This is a genomic window from Pseudomonas sp. AM4(2022), assembly GCF_036346515.1.
In the GTDB taxonomy this organism is placed as follows: domain Bacteria; phylum Pseudomonadota; class Gammaproteobacteria; order Pseudomonadales; family Pseudomonadaceae; genus Aquipseudomonas; species Aquipseudomonas paracarnis.
Genome location: NZ_JAOTNW010000020.1, coordinates 65,250 through 90,095 on the forward strand (window position 1 = coordinate 65,250; position 24,846 = coordinate 90,095).

Consider the following 24,846-nt stretch of genomic DNA (forward strand, 5'->3'; position numbering starts at 1 on the left):
ATGCAGTTCAGCGACTTACTGGCAGCGATCTCCACCCACGCGATCCGTCTGCAAACGGAAGAAGACGATCTGATCGTGCTTGGCGATGACCAAGCGTTGGACGACGCGCTCTGGGATCAATTGATCGCACACAAACCCCAACTCCTGCAGTTGGTCGCCGAACATGGCGGTGACTGGCTGAGCCCGGCCTACCGCATCACCCCGGACATGCTGGCCCTGGTCAACCTCGACCAGCCGGCCATCGACCGCATCGTCGCGGCGGTCCCCGGCGGTGCGGCGAATGTGCAGGATATCTACCCCCTGGCACCCCTCCAGGAAGGCATGCTCTATCACCATCTTTCGGCGCAAAAGGGCGACCCCTACGTGCTGCACGCGCAGTTCGTGTTCGACAGCCGCGCACGCCTTGACGCTTTTGCCGAGGCGCTGCAATGGGTCATCGACCGTCACGATATTTTGCGCACTTCGATGGTCTGGGAGCGCTTGGACGAACCGCTGCAAGTGGTGTGGCGCAAGGCTGTGCTGGCCTGCGAAGAGGCGCATCTGGACGGTGTTGACCGCCTCGCTCAATTGCTCGCTCGCTATGATGCCCGCGCCTATCGCATGGACCTGGGCCAGGCGCCGCTGCTGCGCCTGGTATTCGCTGATGACCCGGCCAACCAGCGGGTGGTGGCGATGCTGCTGTTCCACCACACCATTCTCGATCACACGGCCCTGGATGGGGTGCGGCATGAAATCCAGCTGTATCTGGCCGGGCAGCAAGCCCAGGCCGCTGCACCGGTAGCGTTTCGCAGCTATATCGCCCAGGTGCGCCATGGCGTCAGCGAGCAGGCCCATGAGACGTTCTTCCGCGACATGCTGGCGGATATCGATGAACCGACGCTGCCGTTCGGCCTGCAGGATGTGCAGGGCGATGGCCAGGGTATCGACGAAGTACGCATTCCCGTCGACAGCGCTTTGAGCCACCGCCTGCGCAGCATGGCGCGCCCGCTGGGGGTGAGTGTGGCGAGCCTGATGCACCTGGCCTTGGCGCGGGTGCTGGGTGTGGTTTCCGGGCGGGAGGCGGTGGTATTTGGCACCGTGATGCTCGGGCGCATGGGCGCAGGCGAGGGCGGTGAGCGGGCCTTGGGCATGTTCATCAACACCTTGCCGCTGCGCGTGGATGTCGGTGAGCAGGGCGTGCGCGCCGCGGTCAAGGTCACCCATGAGCGCCTCACTGGCTTGCTCGATCACGAACATGCGTCCCTGGCGCTGGCTCAGCGCTGCAGTGGCGTGGCCGCGCCTACGCCGCTGTTCAGCGCGATACTCAACTACCGTCACAGCGCCGCCACCGATATGGCGGCGGTGATCGAAGTCGCCGACGGTATCCAGGTATTGGGCGCCGAAGAGCGCACGAATTACCCGTTGACGGTGAACGTCGATGACCTGGGGGAAGGCTTCGCCCTGACCGTGATGGTCGATGCCTCTATTGGCGCGCAGCGGGTTGCGGGCTATCTGCATACGGCCTTGGAAAGCCTGGCCGACGCCCTCGAACAACGACCGGATATGCCGCTCTGCGGCCTGAACATCCTGCCTGACGCTGAACGCCACCACTTGCTGCACGCCTTGAACCATTGCCCCACGCATTACGCCGACACCCAGTTAATCCACCAGCAAGTCGAAACCCACGCCGCCGCCCAGCCCGATGCCATTGCGTTGCACTTCGAGCAACAGGCCCTGACCTACCGTCAACTCAACGAACGCGCCAACCAGGTCGCCCACGCGCTCCTGGCCCACGGCGTGTGCCCTGACGCGCGCGTGGCGATCTGCGTGGAGCGCGGCCCGCAGATGATCATCGGCCTGCTCGGCATCCTCAAGGCCGGCGCGGGCTATGTGCCCATCGACCCGGCCTATCCCCAGGAGCGTATCGCCTACACCCTGGCCGACAGCCAACCGGTGGCGGTGCTGGTGCAGGCCAACACGGCGCAGCGGGTCGGCGCGCTGGCCCAGATCGACCTCGACCATCTGGGCCCGTTGCCCATCACCAACCCACGGCTGCACCTGAGCCCGGCCAACCTGGCCTATGTGATCTACACCTCTGGCTCCACCGGCCAGCCCAAGGGCGTGATGATCGAACATCGCCAGGTCGCGCGCCTGTTCAGCGCCACCCAACAGTGGTTCGGTTTCAACCCGCACGATGTGTGGGCGCTGTTCCATTCCTTTGCGTTCGACTTTTCCGTGTGGGAAATCTGGGGCGCGCTGATGCACGGCGGCCAGTTGCTGATCGTGCCGCAACTGGTCAGCCGCTCGCCGGATGAGTGCTACGCGCTGCTGTGCGACGCCCGGGTGAGCATCCTCAACCAGACGCCGAGCGCGTTCCGCCAGTTGATCGCGGCCCAGGGCAACAGCGCCCAGTCCCATTCCCTGCGCCAGGTGATTTTCGGCGGCGAAGCCCTTGAGCCGGGCATGCTCAAGCCGTGGTACGCACGGGCGGTGAATGCCGGTACGCAACTGGTGAACATGTACGGCATCACTGAAACCACCGTGCATGTGACCTACCGTGCGCTGGAAGCGGCCGACGCGCACTTGGTCGGCGTGAGCCCGATTGGCGTGCGTATTCCCGATTTGCAGTTGTATGTGCTGGATGAACGCCGTGAGCCCTTGCCCCTGGGTGTGGTGGGCGAGTTGTACGTGGGCGGTGCCGGGGTGGCGCGCGGTTACCTGAACCGCGAGGCGCTGAATGCCGAACGCTTCCTTGCCGACCCGGCGACCGGCCTGCGTATGTACAAGACCGGCGACCTCGGCCGCCTGCTGGCCGATGGCAGTGTCGAGTACCTGGGGCGTAACGATGACCAGGTCAAGGTCCGTGGTTTCCGTATCGAACTGGGTGAAATCCAGGCGCACCTGGCCACTGCCAGCGGCGTGCGCGATGCGGTGGTGATCGCCCGTGAAGATCAGCCGGGCGACCAACGCCTGGTGGCCTATGTGCTCAGCGATGGCGAACTCAACGTGGCCGCCCTGCGTGACCATCTGCTGACGAGCCTGGCCGAACACATGGTGCCCAGCGCCTTCGTGCGCCTGGATAAGCTGCCGCTGACCACCAACGGCAAGCTTGACCGCAAGGCCTTGCCCGCACCCGATGCCGACGCCGTGGCACGGCGCGAGTATGCGGCGCCCCAGGGTGCGGTGGAAACCACCCTCGCCATGCTCTGGCAAGACCTGCTCAACGTCGACCGTGTCGGTCGTGAGGACAATTTCTTCGAACTCGGCGGCCATTCGCTGTTGGCGGTCAAACTGATCGAGCGCATGCGCCAGGTCGACCTCAGCGCCGATGTGCGCGTGCTGTTCGGCCAACCCACCTTGGCGGCGCTCGCTGCGGCGGTGGGCGGCCCGCAGACCGTGCAGGTGCCGGCCAACCCTATTCAAGCAGACACGCAAGCCATCACCCCGGACATGCTGCCCCTGGTCGAGCTGGATCAGGCCGCTATCGACCATATCCTTGAGGCCGTGCCCGGTGGCGTTGCCAACGTGCAGGACATCTACGGCCTGGCGCCGTTGCAGGCCGGCATTCTCTACCACCACCTGGCGACCACCGAGGGCGATCCCTACGTGTTGCAGGTGCAGTTGCGCTTTAACGACCAGGGCGCCGTCGACGGGTTTGTCAACGCGCTGCACACGGTGATCGAGCGCAACGATATCCTGCGCACCGCCATCCTCTGGGAGGGCCTGGAGGAGCCGGTGCAAGTGGTGTTGCGCCAGGCGCCCTTGGTGGTCGAACGCCTGGATGCCCTGGGCGGCGATGCACTGGCGCACCTGCAACAGCGTTTCGACCCACGCCACTATCGCCTGGACCTGTCACGCGCCTCGCTGATGCGCCTGGCGTATGCGCAGGACAGCCACGGCGTGGTCGGCATTTTGCTGCTGCACCATATCCTCCTCGACCACACGGCCCTGCATGTGCTGGTCGAAGAAATGAGTGCCAGCCTGCACGGCCACAGCGCGCAATTGCCTGACGCGGTGCAGTATCGCAACTACGTGGCCCAGGCCCGTCTCGGTGTCACCCAGGCCCAGCACGAAGCTTTCTTCAGCCAGATGCTGGGCGACATCGACGAGCCGACCCTGGCCTTCGGTTTGCAGGACGTGAATGGTGACGGCAGCGGCATCCATGAAGCGCGCCTGCCGCTGGAGCCGGCGCTCAACCTGGGCTTGCGCGAACAGGCGCGCCAACTGGGTGTGAGCACCGCGAGCCTGGTACACCTGGCCTGGGCCCAAGTGCTGGGCCAGGTGTCCGGCCAGCAGGAGGTGGTATTCGGCACCGTGTTGCTGGGCCGTATGCAGGGCGGCGAGGGCGCGGACCGGGCGCTGGGGATGTTTATCAACACCTTGCCGCTGCGAGTCAGCCTTGGCAGCGTCGGCGTGCAGGCCGGCGTGCGTGCCACCCATGCGCGCCTGGCGCAACTGCTCGGGCACGAACATGCCTCGTTGTCCCTGGCCCAGCGTTGCAGCGGCGTGCCGGGCTCACTGCCGCTGTTCAGCACCTTGCTCAACTACCGGCACAGCGCAGCCGATGAAGCCCCGGGGGACAACCCCTTTGCCGCCTCCGGTATCGAAATTCTCAGCTCCGAAGAACGCAGCAACTACCCGCTGGTGCTCAACGTCGATGACCTCGGCACGGGCATGCGCTTGACCGTGCAAGGCGTGGCTGAACTGGATGTGCAACGGGTGGGCAACTACATGCTCACTGCGCTGCGCCACCTGGTGACTGCGCTGCAACAGGCGCCGACCACCGCGTTGCACAGCGTATCGATCGTGCCACCGGCGGAGCGGCGCAAACTGCTGCTGGACTTCAATGCCAGCGCCCGTGAATTTCCGTCGCACCTGCGCGTCGCCCAACTGTTTGAAGCCCAGGCACTGGCCCGGCCTGAAGCTACGGCGGTGGTGCATGGCGAACGCGCCCTGAGCTACCGCGACCTCAACCACCGTGCCAACCGGCTCGCCCATTATTTGCTCAACCAGGGCGTACAGCCGGGTGAGCCGGTCGCCCTGGCGCTGCCGCGTTCCATCGACCTGATCGTCGGCCAATTGGCTGTACTCAAATGCGCGGCGGTCTACGTACCGCTGGACATTGACGCGCCACCTGAACGCCAAGCCTTCATGGTGCAGGACAGCGGCGCCCGCCAGCGGCTGGACAACCTGGCCGAGCTGAACCTGGACGCATTGCCAGCGACCAACCCCGCTGTGGCCCAGAGCTCGGACAGCGTGGCGTACATCATGTACACCTCCGGCTCCACCGGAACGCCCAAAGGCGTGTTGGTGACCCATCGCGGCATCAGCCGGCTGGTGATCAATAACGGCTATGCCGACTTCAACCCCCATGACCGCATCGCCTTTGCGTCCAACCCGGCGTTCGACGCCAGCACCATGGATGTGTGGGGCGCGCTGCTCAACGGCGGCCAGGTCCAGGTGATCGACCACGCCACCTTGCTCGACCCGCTGGCGTTTGGCGCTGAACTCAAGGGTGCTACGGTGCTGTTCGTCACCACCGCGCTGTTCAACCAATATGTGCAGCTGATTCCACAGGCCTTGGCCGGCCTGCGCATTTTACTGTGCGGCGGCGAACGTGCCGACCCGGCGGCCTTCCGCAGCCTGTTGGCGCAGGCCCCGGCGTTGCGTCTGGTGCATTGCTACGGGCCCACCGAAACCACCACCTACGCCGCCACCTATGAAGTGCGTGCGCTGGCCTCAGATGCCGACAGCGTGCCGGTGGGGCGGCCCATTTCCAATACGCAGATCTATGTGCTGGACCCACAGTTGCAGCCGGTCCCGCTGGGCATCACCGGTGAAATCTGCATTGGCGGGGAGGGCGTTGCCAAGGGCTACTTGAACCGTGCGCAGTTGACCGCCGAGAAGTTCGTGAACAACCCCTTTGTCGATCAGCCTGGGGCACTGATGTATCGCACTGGCGACCTCGGGCGCTGGTCGGAAGATGGCCTGCTGGAGTGCCTGGGGCGCAATGACGACCAAGTCAAAATCCGCGGTTTCCGTATCGAACTGGGCGAGATCGAGGCGCGCCTGGCCAGTTGTGCGGGCATTCAGGAAGTTGCCGTGCTGGCCCGTGAAGACGTGCCGGGGGACAAGCGCCTGGTGGCCTATTTCACCTGGGCCGGCGCAGACCTGGGCATTGACCAGGTACACGCGCACCTGCAAGGCCAACTGCCGGACTACATGCTGCCGTCGGCCTATATGCCGCTTGCCAGCCTGCCGTTGACCAACAACGGCAAGCTGGATCGCAAGGCATTGCCGGCGCCCGACCAGTCCGCCTTGATCAGCCGTGGCTACGAGGCCCCGCAAGGCGAGGTGGAAAGCCTGCTGGCGCAGATCTGGCAGGACGTGCTCAAGCTTGAACGCGTGGGGCGCCATGATCATTTCTTCGAATTGGGCGGGCATTCGTTGCTGGCGGTCAGCCTGATCGAACGTATGCGCCAAGTGGGCCTGAGCGCCGATGTGCGCGTGTTGTTCAGCCAGCCAAGCCTGGCCGCGCTGGCGGCAGCCGTGGGCAGCGGCAGGGAAATCGTGGTGCCCGCCAATGGCATCCCCGCCGGCTGCACACAGATCACACCGTCGATGCTGAGCCTGGTGCAACTCACCCCGCAGGCCATCGCGCGCATTGTCGCCAGCGTGCCGGGTGGGGCAGCGAATATCCAGGATATCTACCCGCTGGCACCGCTACAGGAAGGCATTCTCTACCACCACATCAGCGCCGAGCAGGGCGACCCGTACCTGCTGCAATCGCGCATGGCCTTTGACACTGTCGAGCGCCTGCACGGCTTTATGGGCGCGCTGCAACAGGTGGTGGCGCGCCACGACATTCTGCGTACCGCTGTGGTGTGGGAAGGGCTCGACAGCCCGGTGCAAGTGGTGTGGCGCACCGCCCAGTTGGGGGTGCACGAAGTGATGCTCGACCCGGCCGGCGGCGACGTGATGGCGCAACTGCATGGGCGTTTCGATGCGCGTCACTACCGCCTGGACATTACCCAGGCGCCCTTGCTGCGCATGGTCTATGCCCAGGACCTGGCGCACAACCGGGTCGCGGCGATCCTGCTGTTCCACCACCTGGCGCTGGACCACACCGCCATGGAAGTGGTCGGCCAGGAAATGCGTGCCTTTATGTTCAACCAGGCCCAGGACTTGCCCGCTGCCGCGCCGTTTCGCAACTATGTGGCCCAGGCGCGACTGGGCGTCAGTGTGGCGCAGCATGAGCAGTTTTTCCGCGACATGCTCGCCGAGGTCGATGAACCTACCTTGCCGTTTGGCCTGCAAGATGTGCAGGGCGATGGCCGTGCAATCGAAGAAGCCGAGGTGCACCTGGAAGCGGGCCTGGCCCGGCGCGTACGCCAGCAGGCGCGCCAACTGGGCGTCAGCGCCGCCAGCCTGATGCACCTGGCCTGGGCCCAGGTGTTGGGCCTGGTCTCGGGCCGCGATGAGGTGGTGTTCGGCACGGTGCTGATGGGCCGTATGCAAGCCGGTGAGGGCGCAGACCGTGCGCTGGGGATGTTTATTAACACCTTGCCGCTGCGGGTCGATGTTGCAGGCGGCACAACGCAGGCGGTCAAAGCCACCCATGCGCGCTTGAGCGCCTTGCTCGGGCATGAGCATGCGTCACTGGCCCTGGCCCAGCGTTGCAGCGGTGTGCCGACCAGCACGCCGCTGTTCAGCGCCTTGCTCAATTACCGCCACAGTAACCCCAACGAAATGGCCCGCGACGGCCATGGCATCTGGGAAGGCGTGCAACTGCTGGGCGGCGAAGAGCGCAGCAACTACCCGCTGACCCTGAGCGTGGATGACCTGGGCGCAGGCTTTGGCCTGAGCGTGCTGGCCGTGCCGCAGATCGGCGCGCAACGCCTGTGCGACTACATGCTCAGCGCCGTGGAGCAATTGGTTGCCACCCTTGAGACGGCGCCCCACAGCGCGCTGCGCCAGTTACCGATTCTGCCCGCCACAGAGCGCGACATGGTGCTGCGCGAGTTCAACGCCACTGCCCACGACTTCCCCCGTGGCCAGACTGTGCACGGTGCGTTTGAGGTGCAGGCCGAGCGCCAACCCCATCGCATTGCCGTGCAGCAAGGCAGCGAGGCGCTGACGTATCAGCAGCTCAATCAACGGGCCAACCAGTTGGCTCGTCACTTGCTGGAACTCGGCGTGCAAGCCGATGACCGTGTGGCACTGTGTTGCCGTCGCGGCCCGCAGATGCTGGTGGGGCTGTTGGGCATTCTCAAGGCTGGCGCGGGCTATGTGCCGATCGACCCGGCGTACCCCGCCGAGCGTATCGCCTACTTGTTGCAAGACAGCGCGCCCGTGGCGGTGCTGGCCGAGACCAGCACTCGGGAGCTGCTGGGGCCCGTCGCCCTGGTCGATCTGCATGACCCCAGTTGGCAGCGCCACGCCGTCAGCAATCCGCAACTGCCCGCCCTGACGCCCGCGCACCTGGCGTATGTGATCTACACCTCCGGCTCCACCGGCCAGCCCAAGGGCGTGATGGTGGAACACCGCACCGTGGAAAACCTGGTGCATTGGCACTGTGAGGCCTTTGGTCTCACAGCGGTAAGCCACACCAGCAGCGTGGCCGGCATGGGGTTTGATGCCATGGCCTGGGAAGTCTGGCCGGCCCTCTGCGTCGGCGCGACCCTGCACCTGCCACCCGCCGAAATGGGCAACGAAAACATCGATGAGTTGCTGGCCTGGTGGCTGGCACAGCCGTTGGACGTGAGCTTCCTGCCGACGCCGGTGGCCGAGTACGCGTTCAGCCTGCCCCAGCAGCACCCCACCTTACGCATCCTGCTGATCGGCGGTGACCGTTTGCGTCAGTTCACCCAGGAGCGGCGCTTTGCGGTGGTCAACAACTACGGCCCCACCGAAGCCACGGTGGTTGCCACCTCCGGCCGCGTGCGGGCCGGGCAGGTGTTGCATATTGGCCGGCCCATCGCCAATGCCTCCAGCTATGTGCTGGATGTGCAACTGCGCCCGGTACCGGTGGGGGTGGCCGGTGAACTCTATCTGGGCGGCAGCGGCGTGGCGCGGGGTTACCTCAACCGTGCCGAGCTGACGGCCGAACGCTTCCTGCAAGACCCGTTCAACCCAGGGCGCATGTACCGCACCGGTGACCTGGTGCGTTGGCTGCCCGATGGCAACCTTGAATACCTGGGCCGTAACGACGACCAGGTAAAACTGCGCGGCGTGCGGGTGGAACTGGGTGAAATCGAAAGCCGCCTGGCGGCACTGGATGGCGTCCGGGAGGCCGTGGTGCTGGTGCGCGAAGGTCGCCTGCTGGCCTGGTTCACCGAACAGCGCCCGCTGCAGATCGAGACCTTGCGTGCGCACCTGCAAACCCAACTTCCCGAGGCGCTGGTACCGGTCGCCTACATGCGGCTTGACCAGTTGCCCCTGACCGCCAATGGCAAACTGGACCGCAAGGCATTGCCAGAGCCAGACCAGTGCGCCTTGCTCAGCCGTGAATACCAAGCCCCCCAAGGTGACGTCGAAACCACCCTGGCGCGGCTCTGGGCCGAGGTGTTGCTGGTGGAGCAAGTGGGCCGCCATGACCACTTCTTCGAACTGGGCGGCCATTCATTGCTGGCCGTCAACCTCATCGAGCGCATGCGCCAGGCCGGCCTCAGCGCTGATGTGCGCGTGCTGTTCAGCCAGCCAACCCTGGCCGCGCTGGCCGCCGCTGTCGGCAGTGGCCGCGAAGTGCCGGTGCCGGCCAATCGCATCAGTGCCGGTTGCCAGCGCATCACCCCGGACATGCTGGCCCTGGTGAACCTCGACCAGTCGGCGATCGACCAGGTGGTGGCTCAGGTGCCTGGCGGCGCTGCCAACGTGCAGGACATTTACCCGCTGGCGCCGTTGCAGGAAGGGATTTTCTATCACTACCTCACGGCGGCGCAGGGCGATCCTTACCTGCTGCAATCGCACCTGGCGTTTGACAATGTCGAGCGCCTGCACGCCTTTGTGCGCGCCCTGCAACAGGTGATCAACCGCCACGACATCCTGCGCACCGGGGTGGTGTGGGAGGGCCTGGCGCAACCGCTGCAAGTGGTGTGGCGCCAGGCGCAGCTGTGCGTGCAGGAACTTAACCTGCAAGGCGACGTACTCGCCGGCCTGCACGAGCGGTTTGATGCGCGGCGCTATCGCCTGGAGATCAGCCAGGCGCCGTTGATTCGCCTGATGTACGCCCAGGACCCGGCCAACCAGCGCGTGGTGGCGGTGCTGCTCTATCACCATATCGTGTTGGACCACACCGCCTTCGACGTGGTCCTGCGCGAAATGCAGGGCCACCTGTTGGGCCACGCTGCGCCCACCGCCGCGCCAATGCCGTATCGCAACTATGTGGCCCAGGCCCGTTTGGGTGTCAGCGAACAGGAGCATGAGCAGTTCTTCCGCCAGATGCTGGGCGATGTCGACGAACCGACGTTGCCGTTCGGCTGGCAGGACGTGCGCGGCGATGGCAATGCCATCGACGAACATAGCCTGCAATTGGACAGCCAGCTCAACCGCCGCCTGCGCAGCCAGGCGCGGCTGCTGGGGGTCAGCGCTGCCAGCCTGTTCCATCTGGCCTGGGCACAGGTGCTGGCCGCGGTATCGGCGCGCCATACGGTGGTGTTCGGCACCGTGCTGGTGGGCCGTCTGCAAGGCGGCGAGGGCGCCGACCGCGCCCTGGGCGTGTTTATCAATACCTTGCCGCTGCGCCTGGACATCGACGCCCAGGGCGCCCGCGCCGCCGTGCGGGCCACCCATGCGCGGCTGACCGAATTGCTCGGCCATGAACACGCCTCCCTGGCCTTGGCCCAGCGCTGCAGTGGGGTAGCGGCCCCGGCGCCATTGTTCAGCTCGATGCTCAACTATCGCCATCGCGGCGCCGCCACCCGCTCGGCGGATGCGCAGTTGGCATGGGAAGGCATGCAAACCTTGGTCAATGACGGGCGCACCAATTACCCCCTGACCTTGAACGTGGACGACCTGGGCGACGGCTACGCGTTCACCGCCCTGGCCCAGGTGGATGCGCAACGGGTGTGCGGGTATATGCATAACGCATTGAGCGGCCTGGTCGAGGCTCTTGAGCAGGCGCCGCACCAGGCGCTGAACCGCCTGCCGGTGCTGGGGCTGCAAGAGCGGCAACAGCTGCTGGTGCAGTTCAACGCCACCGAGGTGAACTACAACCTCGACCAGACCCTGCACGGAATGTTTGAAGCCCAGGTTGTGCGCACCCCGCAGGCAATGGCAGTGAAGGCCGGCGAGCACACCTTGAGCTACCAGCAACTCAATGAACGCGCCAACCGTCTGGCCCATCACCTACGTGACAGCGGTGTGCGCCCGGATGCACGGGTGGGCATCTGCGTCGAGCGCGGCCTGGACATGGTCATCGGCCTGTTCGCCATCCTCAAGGCCGGCGGTGCCTATGTGCCGCTGGACCCGGCGTACCCGCCAGAGCGCATCGCCTACATGCTGCACGACAGCGCGCCGGTGGTGGTGCTGGCCCAAAGCGCCACCCGCGCCTTGCTGGGTGACGCGGTGGTGATCGACCTCGACCACAGCACCTGGCAGCACCAACCTGTCACCAACCCGCAAGTACCGGGCCTCCTTGCCCGGCACGCGGCCTATGTGATCTACACCTCCGGTTCCACTGGCCAACCCAAGGGTGTGATCAACGAACATGCCGGGGTGGTCAACCGCCTGTTGTGGATGCAGGACGCCTATGGCCTCAAGGCCCACGATGCGGTGTTGCAGAAAACCCCGTTCAGCTTCGACGTGTCGGTGTGGGAGTTCTTTTGGCCGCTGTTCACCGGGGCGCGCCTGGTGATGGCGCGCCCTGAAGGGCACAAGGACCCGGCGTACCTGTGCGAGGTGATCGCCGCGGAGCACATTACGACCTTGCACTTTGTGCCGTCGATGCTTGATGTGTTCCTGGCCCACGGCGATGTCAGCCAAGCGGCGGGGTTGGTGCGGGTGATGTGCAGCGGCGAGGCCTTGCTGGGCAGCCTGGTGCGGCGTTTCAAGCAGCAGTTGCCGGGGATTGGTTTGTACAACCTGTATGGCCCCACCGAAGCGGCAGTGGACGTGACGGCCTGGAACTGCGCCCGCCCTGAGGTGCCGGACAACACCCCGATCGGCAAGCCGATTGCCAACACCCGCCTGTATGTACTCGACGGGCAGTTACAGCCGGTGCCGTTGGGCGTGGTCGGTGAGCTGTTCATCGCAGGCGTGCAAGTGGCGCGGGGTTACCTGAACCGCCCTGAGCTGACCGCCGAACGCTTCCTCGACGACCCATTCACCCCGGGGCGCATGTACCGCACCGGTGACCTGGGCCGCTACTTGCCCGACGGCACTCTCGAGTACCTGGGGCGCAATGACGATCAGGTGAAGATCCGTGGCCTGCGCATTGAGCTGGGAGAAATTCAGGCGCGCCTGATCGAGCATCCGGCGGTCAAGGACGCCGTGGTCGTCGCCCGGGACCAGCGCCTGGTCGCGTATTACACCGGCGTGCCCACCGATATCGAAAGCCTGCGCGCCCAGCTGTTGCAGCACCTGCCTGACTTTATGGTGCCGGCGCTGTTCATGCACCTGGACGCCTTGCCCCTGAGCCCCAACGGCAAGCTCGACCGCAAGGCCCTGCCTGTACCGGGTATGGACGCGTTGCAGGTACGTGAATACGCAGCGCCCGAAGGCGACACCGAGGTCCTCCTGGCCCAGCTCTGGGCCGAGCTGCTCAAGGTGGAACGGGTAGGGCGCCACGACAACTTCTTTGAACTGGGCGGGCACTCTCTGCTTGCCGTGAGCTTGATCGGGCGCCTGCGCCAGGAAGGCATGGAAGCCGATGTGCGGGGCTTGTTCGAACAACCGACCCTGGCTGGCTACGCCGCAATGACCGAACGAATGGAGATCGTCCTGTGAACATCCTCGAGCTGCTGGCAACCCTGAAAACCAAGGATGTGCAACTGGCGCTCAAGGGCGAGCAGTTGTCGGTGAACGGCAACAAGCAAGCCTTGAGCGACCCGTCGATCTTGGTCGCCTTGCGTGAACACAAGCCGGCGCTGATCGAGCTGATCAAGGCCGGTGAATACACCGCGACCAAGGCCGGTGAGGTGCAGGTGCCGGCCAATGGCATCCCGGCCAATGCCGAGCGCATCACCCCCGACATGCTGACCCTGTCGACCCTGAGCCAGGACGAGATCGAGCGTATTGTCGCCACGGTGCAGGGCGGCGTGGCGAATATTCAGGACATCTACCCGCTGGCGCCGTTGCAGGAAGGCATCCTGTTCCACCATGTCAGTGCCGAGCAGGGTGACCCCTATGTGATGCAGTCGCAGTTCGCCTTTGACAACCTTGCGCGTTTCGATGCGTTTGCCCAGGCGCTGCAACAGGTGATGGACCGTCACGACATCCTGCGTACCGGGGTGGTCTGGGATGGCCTGACGCAACCCTCGCAAGTGGTGTGGCGCCAGGCACGCCTGCCGGTGCAAGCCTTGAGGCTGGACCCGGCCGACGGCGATATCGCCGCGCAACTGCATGACCTGTTTGATGCCCGCCACTATCGCCTCGACGTCACCCAGGCGCCGTTGCTGCGCCTGGTGCACGCTGAAGACCCGGCCAACCAGCGCATCGTCGCCACCCTGTTGTTCCATCACATGGCGCTCGACCACAGCGCCCTGGAAGTGGTGTGCCACGAAATGCAGGCGTGCCTGTTGGGCCACGGCGCGGCCCTGGGCCAGGCCGTACCGTTTCGCAACTATGTGGCGCAGGCGCGGTTGGGGATCAGTGAGCAGGAGCACGAACGTTTCTTCCGGCAGATGCTCGGCGATATCAGCGAACCCACCTTGCCGTTCGGTTTGCAGGACGTGCAGGGCGATGCGCGCGGCATTGCTGAAGTCAGCCTGGCATTGGCGCCGGCACTGGCCCAGCGCTTGCGCGGGCAGGCGCGCCAACTGGGCGTGAGCGCCGCCAGCCTGTTTCACCTGGGTTGGGCCCAGGTGCTGGGGGTGGTGGCCGGCAAGGCCCAGGTGGTGTTCGGCACCGTATTGATGGGGCGCATGCAGGGCAGCCATGACACCGACCGCGCCCTGGGCATTTTCATCAATACCTTACCGTTTCGCGTGGACGTAGACGCCCAGGACGTGCGCACCGCCGTCAAGGCCACCCACGCGCGCCTGACCACTTTGCTGCGCCATGAACACGCGGCCTTGGCCCTGGCCCAGCGTTGCAGTGGTGTGCTCGCGCCGACGCCGCTGTTCAGCGCACTGCTCAACTATCGCCACAGCGCGCCCGCTGCCAGCGCCGAGGCGGTGTCGGCCTGGCAGGGCATCACCGCACTGCGCGCCGAGGAGCGCACTAACTACCCGCTGACCCTGAGCGTGGACGACCTGGGCGAGGGCTTCGGCCTGAGTTTGCTGGCCAGCACCCTGGTCGACCCTCAGCGCGTCTGCGCCTACCTGCACACCGCGTTGGAAAACCTGGTGAGCGCACTGGAGCAGGCCCCCCATACCGCGCTCGACCAACTGTCGGTGGTGCCCGCTGCCGAACAGCGCTTGCTGCTGGAACAGTTCAACACCACCCAGACCGTCTTCCCCCAAGGCACCACCCTGCATGGCCGCGTCGAAGCCCAGGCCGCGCTCACGCCGGACGCCATCGCCGCTGTGCATCAGGGCCGGCAACTGACCTATGCCGAACTGAACCAGCAAGCCAACCTGCTGGCGCATCATCTGTTGGCGCTGGGGGTCAAGCCCGACGACCGCGTGGCGATTGTGGCGCGGCGCGGCCTCGACACCCTGGCCGGGTTGCTGGCGATTCTCAAGGCCGGTGCCGGTTATGTGCCGGTGGACCCGTCCCATCCGGCCGAGCGCCTCCACTATCTGCTCAGCGACAGCGCGCCGGTGGCGGTACTCACCCAACACGCGCTGCTGGAGCGCCTGCCAGCCCTGGAAGTGCCGGTGATCAACCTGGACCGTTTCACCTGGCAGCACCACTCGGCGAGCAACCCCACAATTGCGGTCGGCCCGACGAACCTGGCCTATGTGATCTACACCTCCGGCTCCACCGGCCTGCCCAAAGGGGTGATGGTGGAACACCACAGCGTCGCCAACCTGGTGGACTGGCATTGCAGCGCCTTCGACCTGCGCGCCGGGCGGCACACCGCCAGTGTCGCTGGTTTCGGCTTTGACGCGATGGCCTGGGAAGTGTGGCCGGCGCTGTGTGTGGGCGCCACCTTGCACCTGCCACCGGCCCATGAGGGCAGCGAAGATATCGACGCGCTGCTGGCCTGGTGGTGCGCTCAGCCTTTGGACGTGAGCTTTCTGCCAACGCCGGTGGCGGAATACGCCTTCAGCCAGAACATCGAGCACCCGACCTTGCGCACCTTGCTGGTCGGTGGGGACCGCCTGCGCCAGTTCGGGCGGGCACAGCGCTTTGAGCTGATCAATAACTACGGGCCCACCGAAGCCACAGTGGTGGCCACTTCCGGCACGGTTGAGGCGGGCCAGCCGTTGCATATCGGCAAGCCGATCGCCAATGCCAAGGTCTACGTGCTCGACCCACACCAGCGCCCGGTGCCGCTGGGGGTGGCGGGGGAGTTGTACGTGGGCGGCAAGGGCGTGGCACGCGGTTACCTCAACCGCCCGGAACTGACCGCCGAGCGTTTTGTGCGCGACCCGTTCAATGCAGGGCGCATGTACCGCACCGGCGACCTGGTGCGCTGGTTGCCGGACGGCACGCTCGACTACCTGGGGCGCAACGATGACCAGGTGAAAATCCGTGGCGTGCGCATCGAACTGGGCGAAATCGAAACCCAGCTCAACCAATTGCCCGGCATCCTGGAAGCAGTGGCGGTGGTGCGTGAGGAACGGCTGGTGGCCTACTTCACCGAAAACCCACAACTGGACCCGCTGACGGTGGCCCAGATTCGCGCCCACTTGGTGGCGCATCTGCCGGACTACATGGTGCCCGTCGCGTTCATGAAGCTCGATGCATTGCCACTGACTGCCAATGGCAAGCTTGACCGCAAGGCCCTGCCGGCGCCGGACATGGCCGCAGTATTTACCCGCGAGTACGCCGCGCCCCTGGGCGAAATCGAAACCGTGCTGGCGCAGATCTGGGCCGAGGTGTTGCAGGTGCAGCGCGTGGGGCGCTATGACCATTTCTTTGAGCTGGGCGGGCATTCGTTGCTGGCCATGCGCATGGTGTCTCAGGTGCGCCAGCGGCTGGGCGTCGAATTGGCGCTGGGCGACCTGTTTGCCAACGCCGAACTGGCGGCGGTCGCCGAGGTGCTGGCCCAGGCCGGTCGCAGCACCCTGCCGGATATCTTGCCGGCCAACCGTGATGAGGACCTGCCGCTGTCCTTCGCCCAACAACGCCTGTGGTTCCTGGCCTTGATGGAAGGGGCCAACACCGCCTACAACATTCCCATCGGTCTGCGGTTGCGCGGGCAGTTGCATGTGCAAGCGTTGCAACGGGCCCTGGCGCGCATTGTGGCGCGGCATGAAACCCTGCGCAGTCGCTTCGCCCAGCAGGGTGACCAGGCCCGGGTGCTGGTCGTGCCGGCCGAAGAGGTGTTGGCGCTGCAAGTGCAGGACCTGCGTCGCCACCCGCAACCGCAACAGGCCCTGGACGCGCTGATCCACGGCGAAGCCTCGGCACCGTTCGACCTTGAGCGCGGCCCGTTGCTGCGCGGGCGCCTGGTGATGATGGCCGATGATCACCATGTGCTGTTGCTGACCCTGCACCATATCGTCTCTGACGGCTGGTCCATGGGCGTGCTGACCCGCGAGCTGATGGCGCTGTACCAGGCCTTCAGCCACGGCCACGCCGACCCGTTGCCGCCCTTGCCGATCCAATACGCCGACTTTGCCGTGTGGCAACGCCTGTGGCTGAGCGGTGAGGTGCTGCAGCGCCAAAGCAGCTACTGGCAACAGGCGTTGGTCGGTGCGCCGGCGTTGCTGACCTTGCCCACCGACCGCCCGCGCCCGGTGCAGCAGGACTACGCTGGCAGCAGTGTCGAAGTGCGCCTGGATGAGCGCCTCACCGCCGGGCTCAAGGCCTTGAGCCAACGCCATGGCACCACCTTGTACATGACCTTGATGAGCGCCTGGGCTTCGCTGTTGGCGCGCTTGTCCGGGCAACCCGAGTTGGTGATCGGCACGCCGGTGGCCAACCGCATGCGCACCGAAGTCGAAGGGCTGATTGGCCTGTTCGTCAACACCCTGGCGCTGCGTATCGACACCTCGGGCGAGCTGAGCACCGAGGCGTTGCTGGCGCGGGTCAAGGCGCTGACGCTGCAAGCCCAGGCCCATCAGGACTTGCCCTTCGAGCAGGTGGTGGAAATCACCCGGCCGCCGCGCAGCCTGGCCCACAGCCCACTGTTTCAGACCCTGCTGAGCTGGCAGGACAGCAGCGCGCCGACCCTGGCCCTGGGCGACCTGGCCCTGGAGAGCATTGTCGAGCACAGCCATTTCGCCAAGTTCGACCTGTCGTTGAACCTGGGGGAAGTGCAGGGCAGCATCCTCGGTGCGCTGGAATATGCCGTGGCCCTGTTTGACGAATCGACGATGCAGCGTTACGTCGGCTATTTCACCCGCGTGTTGCAGGCCATGGTCGATAACGACCAGGCGGTGCTTGCGCAGGTGCCGCTGGTGGATGCGCGCGAACGTCGGCAACTGCTGGTGGATTTCAACGCCACCGCCGTTAGCTACAACCTCGACCAGACCCTGCACGGCATGTTTGAAGCCCAAGTGCTGCGCACACCCCATGCGATCGCCCTGCAGGCGGGCGAGCAGCAACTGAGCTATGCCGAACTGAACGCGCGCGCCAATCAACTGGCTCATCACCTGCAAGCCCTGGGTGTGCAGTCACAGGCGCGGGTGGCGATCTGCGTGGAGCGTGGCCTGGACATGGTCATTGGCCTGTACGCGATCCTCAAGGCCGGTGCCGCCTATGTGCCGCTGGACCCGGCCTACCCGCTGGAACGCATCGCCTACATGCTGCACGACAGCGCGCCGACGGTGGTGCTGGCCCAGGTCAGCACCCTTGGGTTGCTGGGCGAGGTGCCGGTGGTCAACCTCGATTCACCCACCTGGCAGCACCAGCCCACCCATAACCCGCAGGCGGCCAGCGTGGCGGCCTACGTGATCTACACCTCCGGTTCCACCGGCCAGCCCAAGGGCGTGATCAACGAACACCCTGGGGTGGTCAACCGCCTGCTGTGGATGCAGGATGAATACGGGCTGACCGCCAGCGATACGGTCTTGCAGAAAACCCCGTTCAGCTTCGACGTCTCGGTGTGGGAGTTCTTCTGGCCGCTGTTCACCGGCGCACGCCTGGTCATGGCTCGCCCTGGCGGGCATAAAGACCCTGACTACCTGTGCCAGGTGATCGAGGCCGAACGGGTCACAACGCTGCATTTTGTGCCGTCGATGCTCGACGTGTTCCTGGCCCACGGCGATGTCAGCCAGCCCGCCGGGCTGGTGCGGGTGATGTGCAGCGGCGAAGCCCTGCCGGGCAGCCTGGTGCGGCGTTTCAAGCAGCAATTGCCGGGGATTGGCTTGTACAACCTGTATGGCCCCACCGAAGCGGCGGTGGATGTCACCGCGTGGGACTGCGCGGGTGCCGTAGTGCCGGATAACACCCCCATCGGCAAGCCGATTGCCAATACGCGCCTGTATGTACTGGACGGGCAGTTGCAGCCGGTGCCGTTGGGGGTGGTCGGTGAATTGTTCATCGCGGGCGTGCAGGTGGCGCGGGGTTACCTCAACCGCCCCGAGCTGACCGCCGAACGCTTCCTCGACGACCCGTTCACCCCGGGGCGCATGTACCGCACCGGTGACGTGGGCCGCTACTTGCCCGACGGCACTCTCGAGTACCTGGGGCGCAATGATGACCAGGTGAAGATTCGTGGCCTGCGCATCGAACTGGGGGAAATCCAGGCGCGCCTGACCGAGCATCCAGCGGTGCAGGAAGCTGCCGTGATTGCCCGCGAGCAGCGCCTGATCGCCTATTACACCGGCGTGCCGAGCGAGGTCGAAAGCCTGCGCGCCCACCTGCTGCAACACCTGCCGGAATTCATGCTGCCGGTGAGCTTTGTGCATCTTCAGATGCTGCCGCTGAGCCCCAACGGCAAGCTCGACCGCAAGGCGCTGCCGGCGCCGGGCCTGGACGCGTTGAGTGTGCGCGACTATGAAGCGCCCGTGGGTGATACGGAAATCACCCTGGCCGCACTTTGGGCCGAATTGCTCAACGTGGAGCGCGTGGGCCGGCATGACAATTTCTTTGAATTGGGTGGCCACTCATTGCTGGCAGTCAGCCTGATGGGGCGCATGCGCCGCCTGGGCTTGTCGGCAGATGTAAAAGTACTGTTTGGCCAACCGACCTTGTCCGCCCTGGCCGCGGCCTTGGGCGGTGGGCGAGAAGTGACGGTGCCGGCCAATCGTATCGCGGCCGATTGCACCCGGATTACGCCGGACATGCTTACGCTGATCACCCTGGACCCCGCTGCCATCGAGCGCATCGTCGCCTGCATCCCCGGCGGCGCGGCCAATGTGCAGGACATCTACCCGCTGGCACCCTTGCAGGCCGGCATCCTGTATCAGCATCGCGCCGTGCAGGGAGACGACGCCTATGTGCTGCAGGCGCAGTTTGCCTTCGACAGCCGCCTGCGCCTGGACGCCTTTGCCCATGCCTTGCAGGCGGTGATCCAACGTCATGACATCCTGCGTTCATCCTTCCACTGGGACGGGCTGGAGGAACCGGTGCAAGTGGTGTGGCGCACCGCCTCATTACGGGTTGAAAACGGCCCGGTGCCGCCACGCCTGGACCTCGCCCAGGCACCCTTGATGCGCTTGGTGTATGCCGAGGAGTCGCAACGGGTGGTGGCGACGTTGCTGTTCCACCATCTGGTGATGGACCATATCGCGTTGGACATCCTGCAACACGAAATGCAGGCCTTCCTGTTGGGCACGCAAGACACCTTGGCCGCGCCCGTGCCGTACCGCAACTACGTGGCCCAGACCCGTCTGGGCGCTGAGGACCACGAGACGTTTTTGCGCGAGATGCTCGCTGAGGTCGAGGAACCCACCGACGTACCGCACCTGGGTGCCGATGAGCATGCGCATCTGAACCTCGAACTCGGGTTGAGTCGGCGCCTGCGCAACCAGGCGCGTCAAGCGGGAGTCAGCGCCGCCAGCCTTATGCACCTGGCCTGGGCCCATGTGCTGGGCACGGTCTGCGCCCGTGAACAGGTGGTGTTCGGCACGGTGATGCTCGGCCGCCTGCAAGGTGGCGAAGGCGCCGAGCGTGCCATGGGCGTGTTTATCAATACCTTGCCGTTGCGAGTCGACCTGGGTGAACACTCGGTACTGACCGCGCTGCGCGCCACCCATGGGCGCCTGACCCAACTGCTCAGCCATGAACACGCGCCTTTGGCGCTGGCCCAGCGTTGCAGCGGCGTACCCATGGCCACGCCGTTGTTCAGCGTGCTGTTCAACTACCGCCACAGCGCGCCCCAGGCCGGGGGCGTGGCCGAGGCGTGGCAGGGGATCGAGGTGCTCAAGACCGAGGAACACACCCACTACGGCGTGTCGGTGAGCGTGGATGACCTGGGTGAAGGTTTCAGCCTCACAGCCATGGGGCAGGGGGCCCGACGCTTGGGCGACTACCTGCATAACGCCTTGACGCAGGTGGTGCAGGCACTGGAAGAGCGCAGCGACATCGCCCTCAATTGCTTGCCGATCCTGCCCCAGGCCGAGCGCCAGCAATTGCTTGAAGGCTTCAACGTCACGGCCCGCGCGTTCCCCCGTGAACACAGCGTGCAACAGCTGTTCGAAGCCCAGGCCCAGGCGCGCCCTGACGCGGTGGCGGTGCTGCATGGCGAACAACGGATAAGCTATGGCGAACTCAACCGCCGCGCCAACCGCCTGGCCCATCACCTACTCGGCCTGGGTGTGTGCCCCGGCGATAACGTGGCGATCCTGCTGCCACGCTCGGTGGCGTTGCTGGTCAGCCAACTGGCGATTCTCAAATGCGCCGCCGCCTATGTGCCTCTGGACATCAGCGCGCCGGCCGAACGCCAGGGCTTCATGCTGCGGGACAGCGGCGCGGCCTGGCTGTTGACCGGCAGCGACTGCAGCGTGGAGAGCGCGACGCAGCGCCTGGACCTGGACACCCTGGCCCTTGACTCACACCCCGACCACAACCCGGGCCTGCCGCAATCCTCGCAGAGCGTGGCGTACATCATGTACACCTCCGGCTCCACCGGTATGCCCAAAGGCGTATTGGTGCCTCACCGTGGCATCACGCGCCTGGTGCTCAACAACGGCTACGCCGATTTCAATCCCAATGACCGCGTGGCCTTCGCCTCGAACCCGGCCTTCGATGCCAGCACCATGGACGTCTGGGGGCCGTTGCTCAACGGCGGTCAGGTGCAGGTGATTGACCACGCCACCTTGCTCGATCCGCTGGCGTTCGGCGCGGCACTTAAGGGCGTGACGGTGCTGTTCGTTACCACGGCGCTGTTCAACCAGTATGTGCAACTGATTCCCCAGGCCCTGGCCGGCTTGCGTATTTTGCTGTGCGGCGGCGAGCGTGCCGACCCGGCGGCGTTCCGCAACCTGCTGGCATTGGCACCGGGGCTGCGCCTGGTGCATTGCTACGGGCCGACCGAAACCACCACCTACGCCACCACCCATGAAGTGCGCACCATTGCCGCTGACGCCGACAGCGTGCCGGTAGGGCGACCCATTTCCAACACGCAGATCTACGTGCTGGATGCGCAGTTGCACCTGCTGCCCCTGGGGGTGAGCGGCGAAATCTGCATCGGCGGTGACGGTGTCGCCCAGGGCTACCTGAACCGCCTTGAGTTGACGGCTGAAAAGTTCGTGCAGAACCCGTTCAACCCAGGCGCCTTGCTGTACCGCACCGGCGACCTCGGACGCTGGACCGCAGACGGCCTGCTGGAGTGCATCGGGCGTAATGACGACCAAGTGAAGATCCGCGGCTTTCGCATTGAGTTGGGTGAGATCGAAGCACGCTTGGCTGCGTGCGACGCCATCCGCGAAGGGGTGGTGCTGGCCCGCGAAGACGTGCCGGGGGACAAACGCCTGGTGGCCTACTTCACCTGGACGGGCGAGCCGGTCGGCATCGAGCCGGTGCGTGCTTATCTGCAGGCGCACTTGCCGGCCTACATGGTGCCCTCGGCCTTTGTAGCACTGGAGCAACTGCCGTTGACGGCCAATGGCAAGGTCGATCGCAAAGCCTTGCCGGTACCAACGTGGGACGCTTCGACCAGCGGCACATTTGAAGCTCCGGTCGATGCACTGGAACAGACCTTGGCCCAGCTGTGGGCCGAGGTGCTGAAGCTTGAGCAGGTGGGGCGCCATGACAGTTTCTTCGAACTGGGCGGGCATTCCTTGTTGGCGATTCGCCTGGTCAATCGGCTGGACGAGGCCGGGTTGCCGGTGTCGTTGGCCGAGCTGTTCGAGCATGCCAGCGTGGCCTCGGTCGCTGCGCTGCTGCGCCTGCGCGGTGACGACGTGCTGCCTGAGACGGCGGTGATCACAGTGCGCAGCCGTGGGGCGCAGGCACCGTTATTCCTGGTGCATGAGTTCAGTGGCATGGACGTGTACTTCCCGGCGCTGGGCCAGCACCTGCCTGGCGATTACCCGATTTATGGCCTGCCGGGCCTGGCCCTGGGCGAGGCGCATCTGGACAGCATGGAAGGCTTGGCCGCGCGCATGGTCGAGTTGATTCGCCAGATCCAGCCCCACGGTCCTTACCGGCTGGCGGGGTGGTCCTTTGGTGGTGTGCTGGCCTATGAAGTTGCCATGCAGTTGCTGGGGCAGGATGAGGCCGTGGCGTTTCTCGGCTTGATCGACAGCTACGTGCCGCGCATGACCGACCAGGGCAAGGCCCGCTGGAGCGGGCCGGACGCCCTCAAGCGGCATTTGTTGTTGCAGTGCACGGCCTATTGGAAGGCACAGGGAGGTGTGGATGAGCTGGCGAGCCTGGAACAACTGGAGGCAGGCCTTGGACAGCTGGACATTGCGGCTCTGCTGCAACGCTGTCGCGATCAAGGTTTGCTATACGCGCAAATGGCAGCGGCGTCGGACGCCGACCTGTTGAGCTTTTTGCAACGGGAAGTCGGCCATGGGCATGCGTTGGCCCACTACAGCCTGTTCCCGCTGCCGATTCCGGTGCACCTGTTCAGCGCCGAACAGCGGCCCACCGAACTGTCGCGCCGCAGTGCCGCGCTGGGGTGGGACACCGCCCTGGCGCCTGGGCAACTGCGCCAGGTGCAGGTCCCGGGGGATCACCAGAGCATGATGCAGGCACCGCATATCCAGAGCCTTGGCCAGGCCATGAGCCAAGCGCTGGCGGCGAGCACCCCGGTGAGTTGCGCGGCGCACTCACCCTTGCTGCGTATCCAGAGCGGGCGCGCCGGTTATGCGCCGGTGTTCTGCGTGCCAGGCGCGGGAGACAGCGTCACCGGCTTTGTAGGTTTGAGCGAAGCGCTGGGGCGCGACTGGCCGCTGTATGGCTTGCAGCCGCGAGGGCTGGATGGCGAGGCGGTGCCCCATAGCCAGGTGGAAGCAGCGGCCCAGTGTTACCTGGCGGCGCTGGAACAGGAATGCCCCGAGGGGCCGGTGCATCTGGTCGGGCATTCGTTCGGCGGCTGGGTGGCGCTGGAAATGGCGCTGCGTTTACAGGCGATGGGGCGTGAGGTGGGCTCTTTGACCGTGATCGACAGCGAGTCGCCGGGGCGTGCGGGCAAGCCTTATACCTCGACGGCGGCGTTGTTGCGGTTGATCGAGGCGATGCAGTTGGCGGCTGGGAAGTCGCTGGGGATTGATCCTGCTGACTTTGCCGGGCGCGATGAGGTGGCGCAGCGACAAGCGTTGCATGGGGGGATGGTGAGTGTGGGGTTGTTGCCGGCGCGTGCGGCGGTGGAGGCGATGGATGGGCCGGCGCGCACTTACGCGGCGGCGTTGCGCACGGTGTATCAGCCGCAAGGGCGGTATGACGGGGTGGTGCGCCTGGTCTTGGCGCAGGACCCGGCGCTGGATGCGGCGGGGAACCAGCGTGAGCAGGGGGTGATGATCGAGGGGTGGCGAGGGCAGGGGGTTGGGTTGGAGGTTTGGTATGGCGCGGGGAATCACTTTACGTTGCTCAAGGCGCCGAATGTTTTGGGGTTGGCCAGGTGGTGGTTGGAAGTTGTTGGCGTTGGGGAGGTGGTGTCTTGAGGGGTGTGCACCGATCCAAGTGTGGGAGCTGGCTTGCCTGCGATAACGGTTTGTCTGCGTACATATCCATTGCTGCGGTAACGGCCACTTATGGTTCCGCTCTTACAGCGGGTCACTTTTGGAAAGGCCCAAAAGTAACCAAAAGGCCTTCGCCCCACCACTCGGCACCTCGCCTAGGCTCGGTGTGCCCGAACGCAGGCTTTGCAGCGTGGGCCGCCGCAATGGGCCATCCCTGGCCCAGTGCGGCTAACCCGGCGTCCTGCCGGGTTACCCACGCTGCAAAACCTGCGTTCGGCCAGCGTGGTTTAACGGGGCGATTTCAGATCAAAAACAGAGCGCGGCGGCCTTATAGCCGACCGGTTTTTGAGGGTGAACTCAGTGAGACATTTGGGGGCAAACCTGCCCCCGGTAACCACGATGCGAAGCGAGCGGCTCTTGATCTTGATCTGCTTGTGATCTTGATCTCAGGCGCCCCGTTAAACCACGCTGGCCGGAATTCGACAGGGATTTGGGGGGTAAACCGGCAGGGATGCCGGTTTAGCCGCCCCGCGCCATGGATGGCGCGTGGCGGCGGCCCCCCAAATCACTGGCGGATTAC

Annotated in this window: 2 protein-coding genes; both read left to right on the forward strand. The window is 65.4% G+C overall.

The window, feature by feature from the left end:
- A complete protein-coding gene (locus ODQ19_RS22695; protein WP_330211273.1) occupies window positions 1–12,924 on the forward strand; it encodes an amino acid adenylation domain-containing protein in 12,924 nt (4,307 codons plus the stop codon).
- Window positions 12,921–24,248 (forward strand): amino acid adenylation domain-containing protein, encoded by an 11,328-nt coding sequence (locus ODQ19_RS22700; RefSeq protein ID WP_330211274.1) that lies wholly within the window; start codon window positions 12,921–12,923, stop codon window positions 24,246–24,248. The genes ODQ19_RS22695 and ODQ19_RS22700 overlap by 4 nt, the downstream gene beginning before the upstream one ends.
- The last annotated feature ends 598 nt before the right edge of the window (window positions 24,249–24,846 follow it).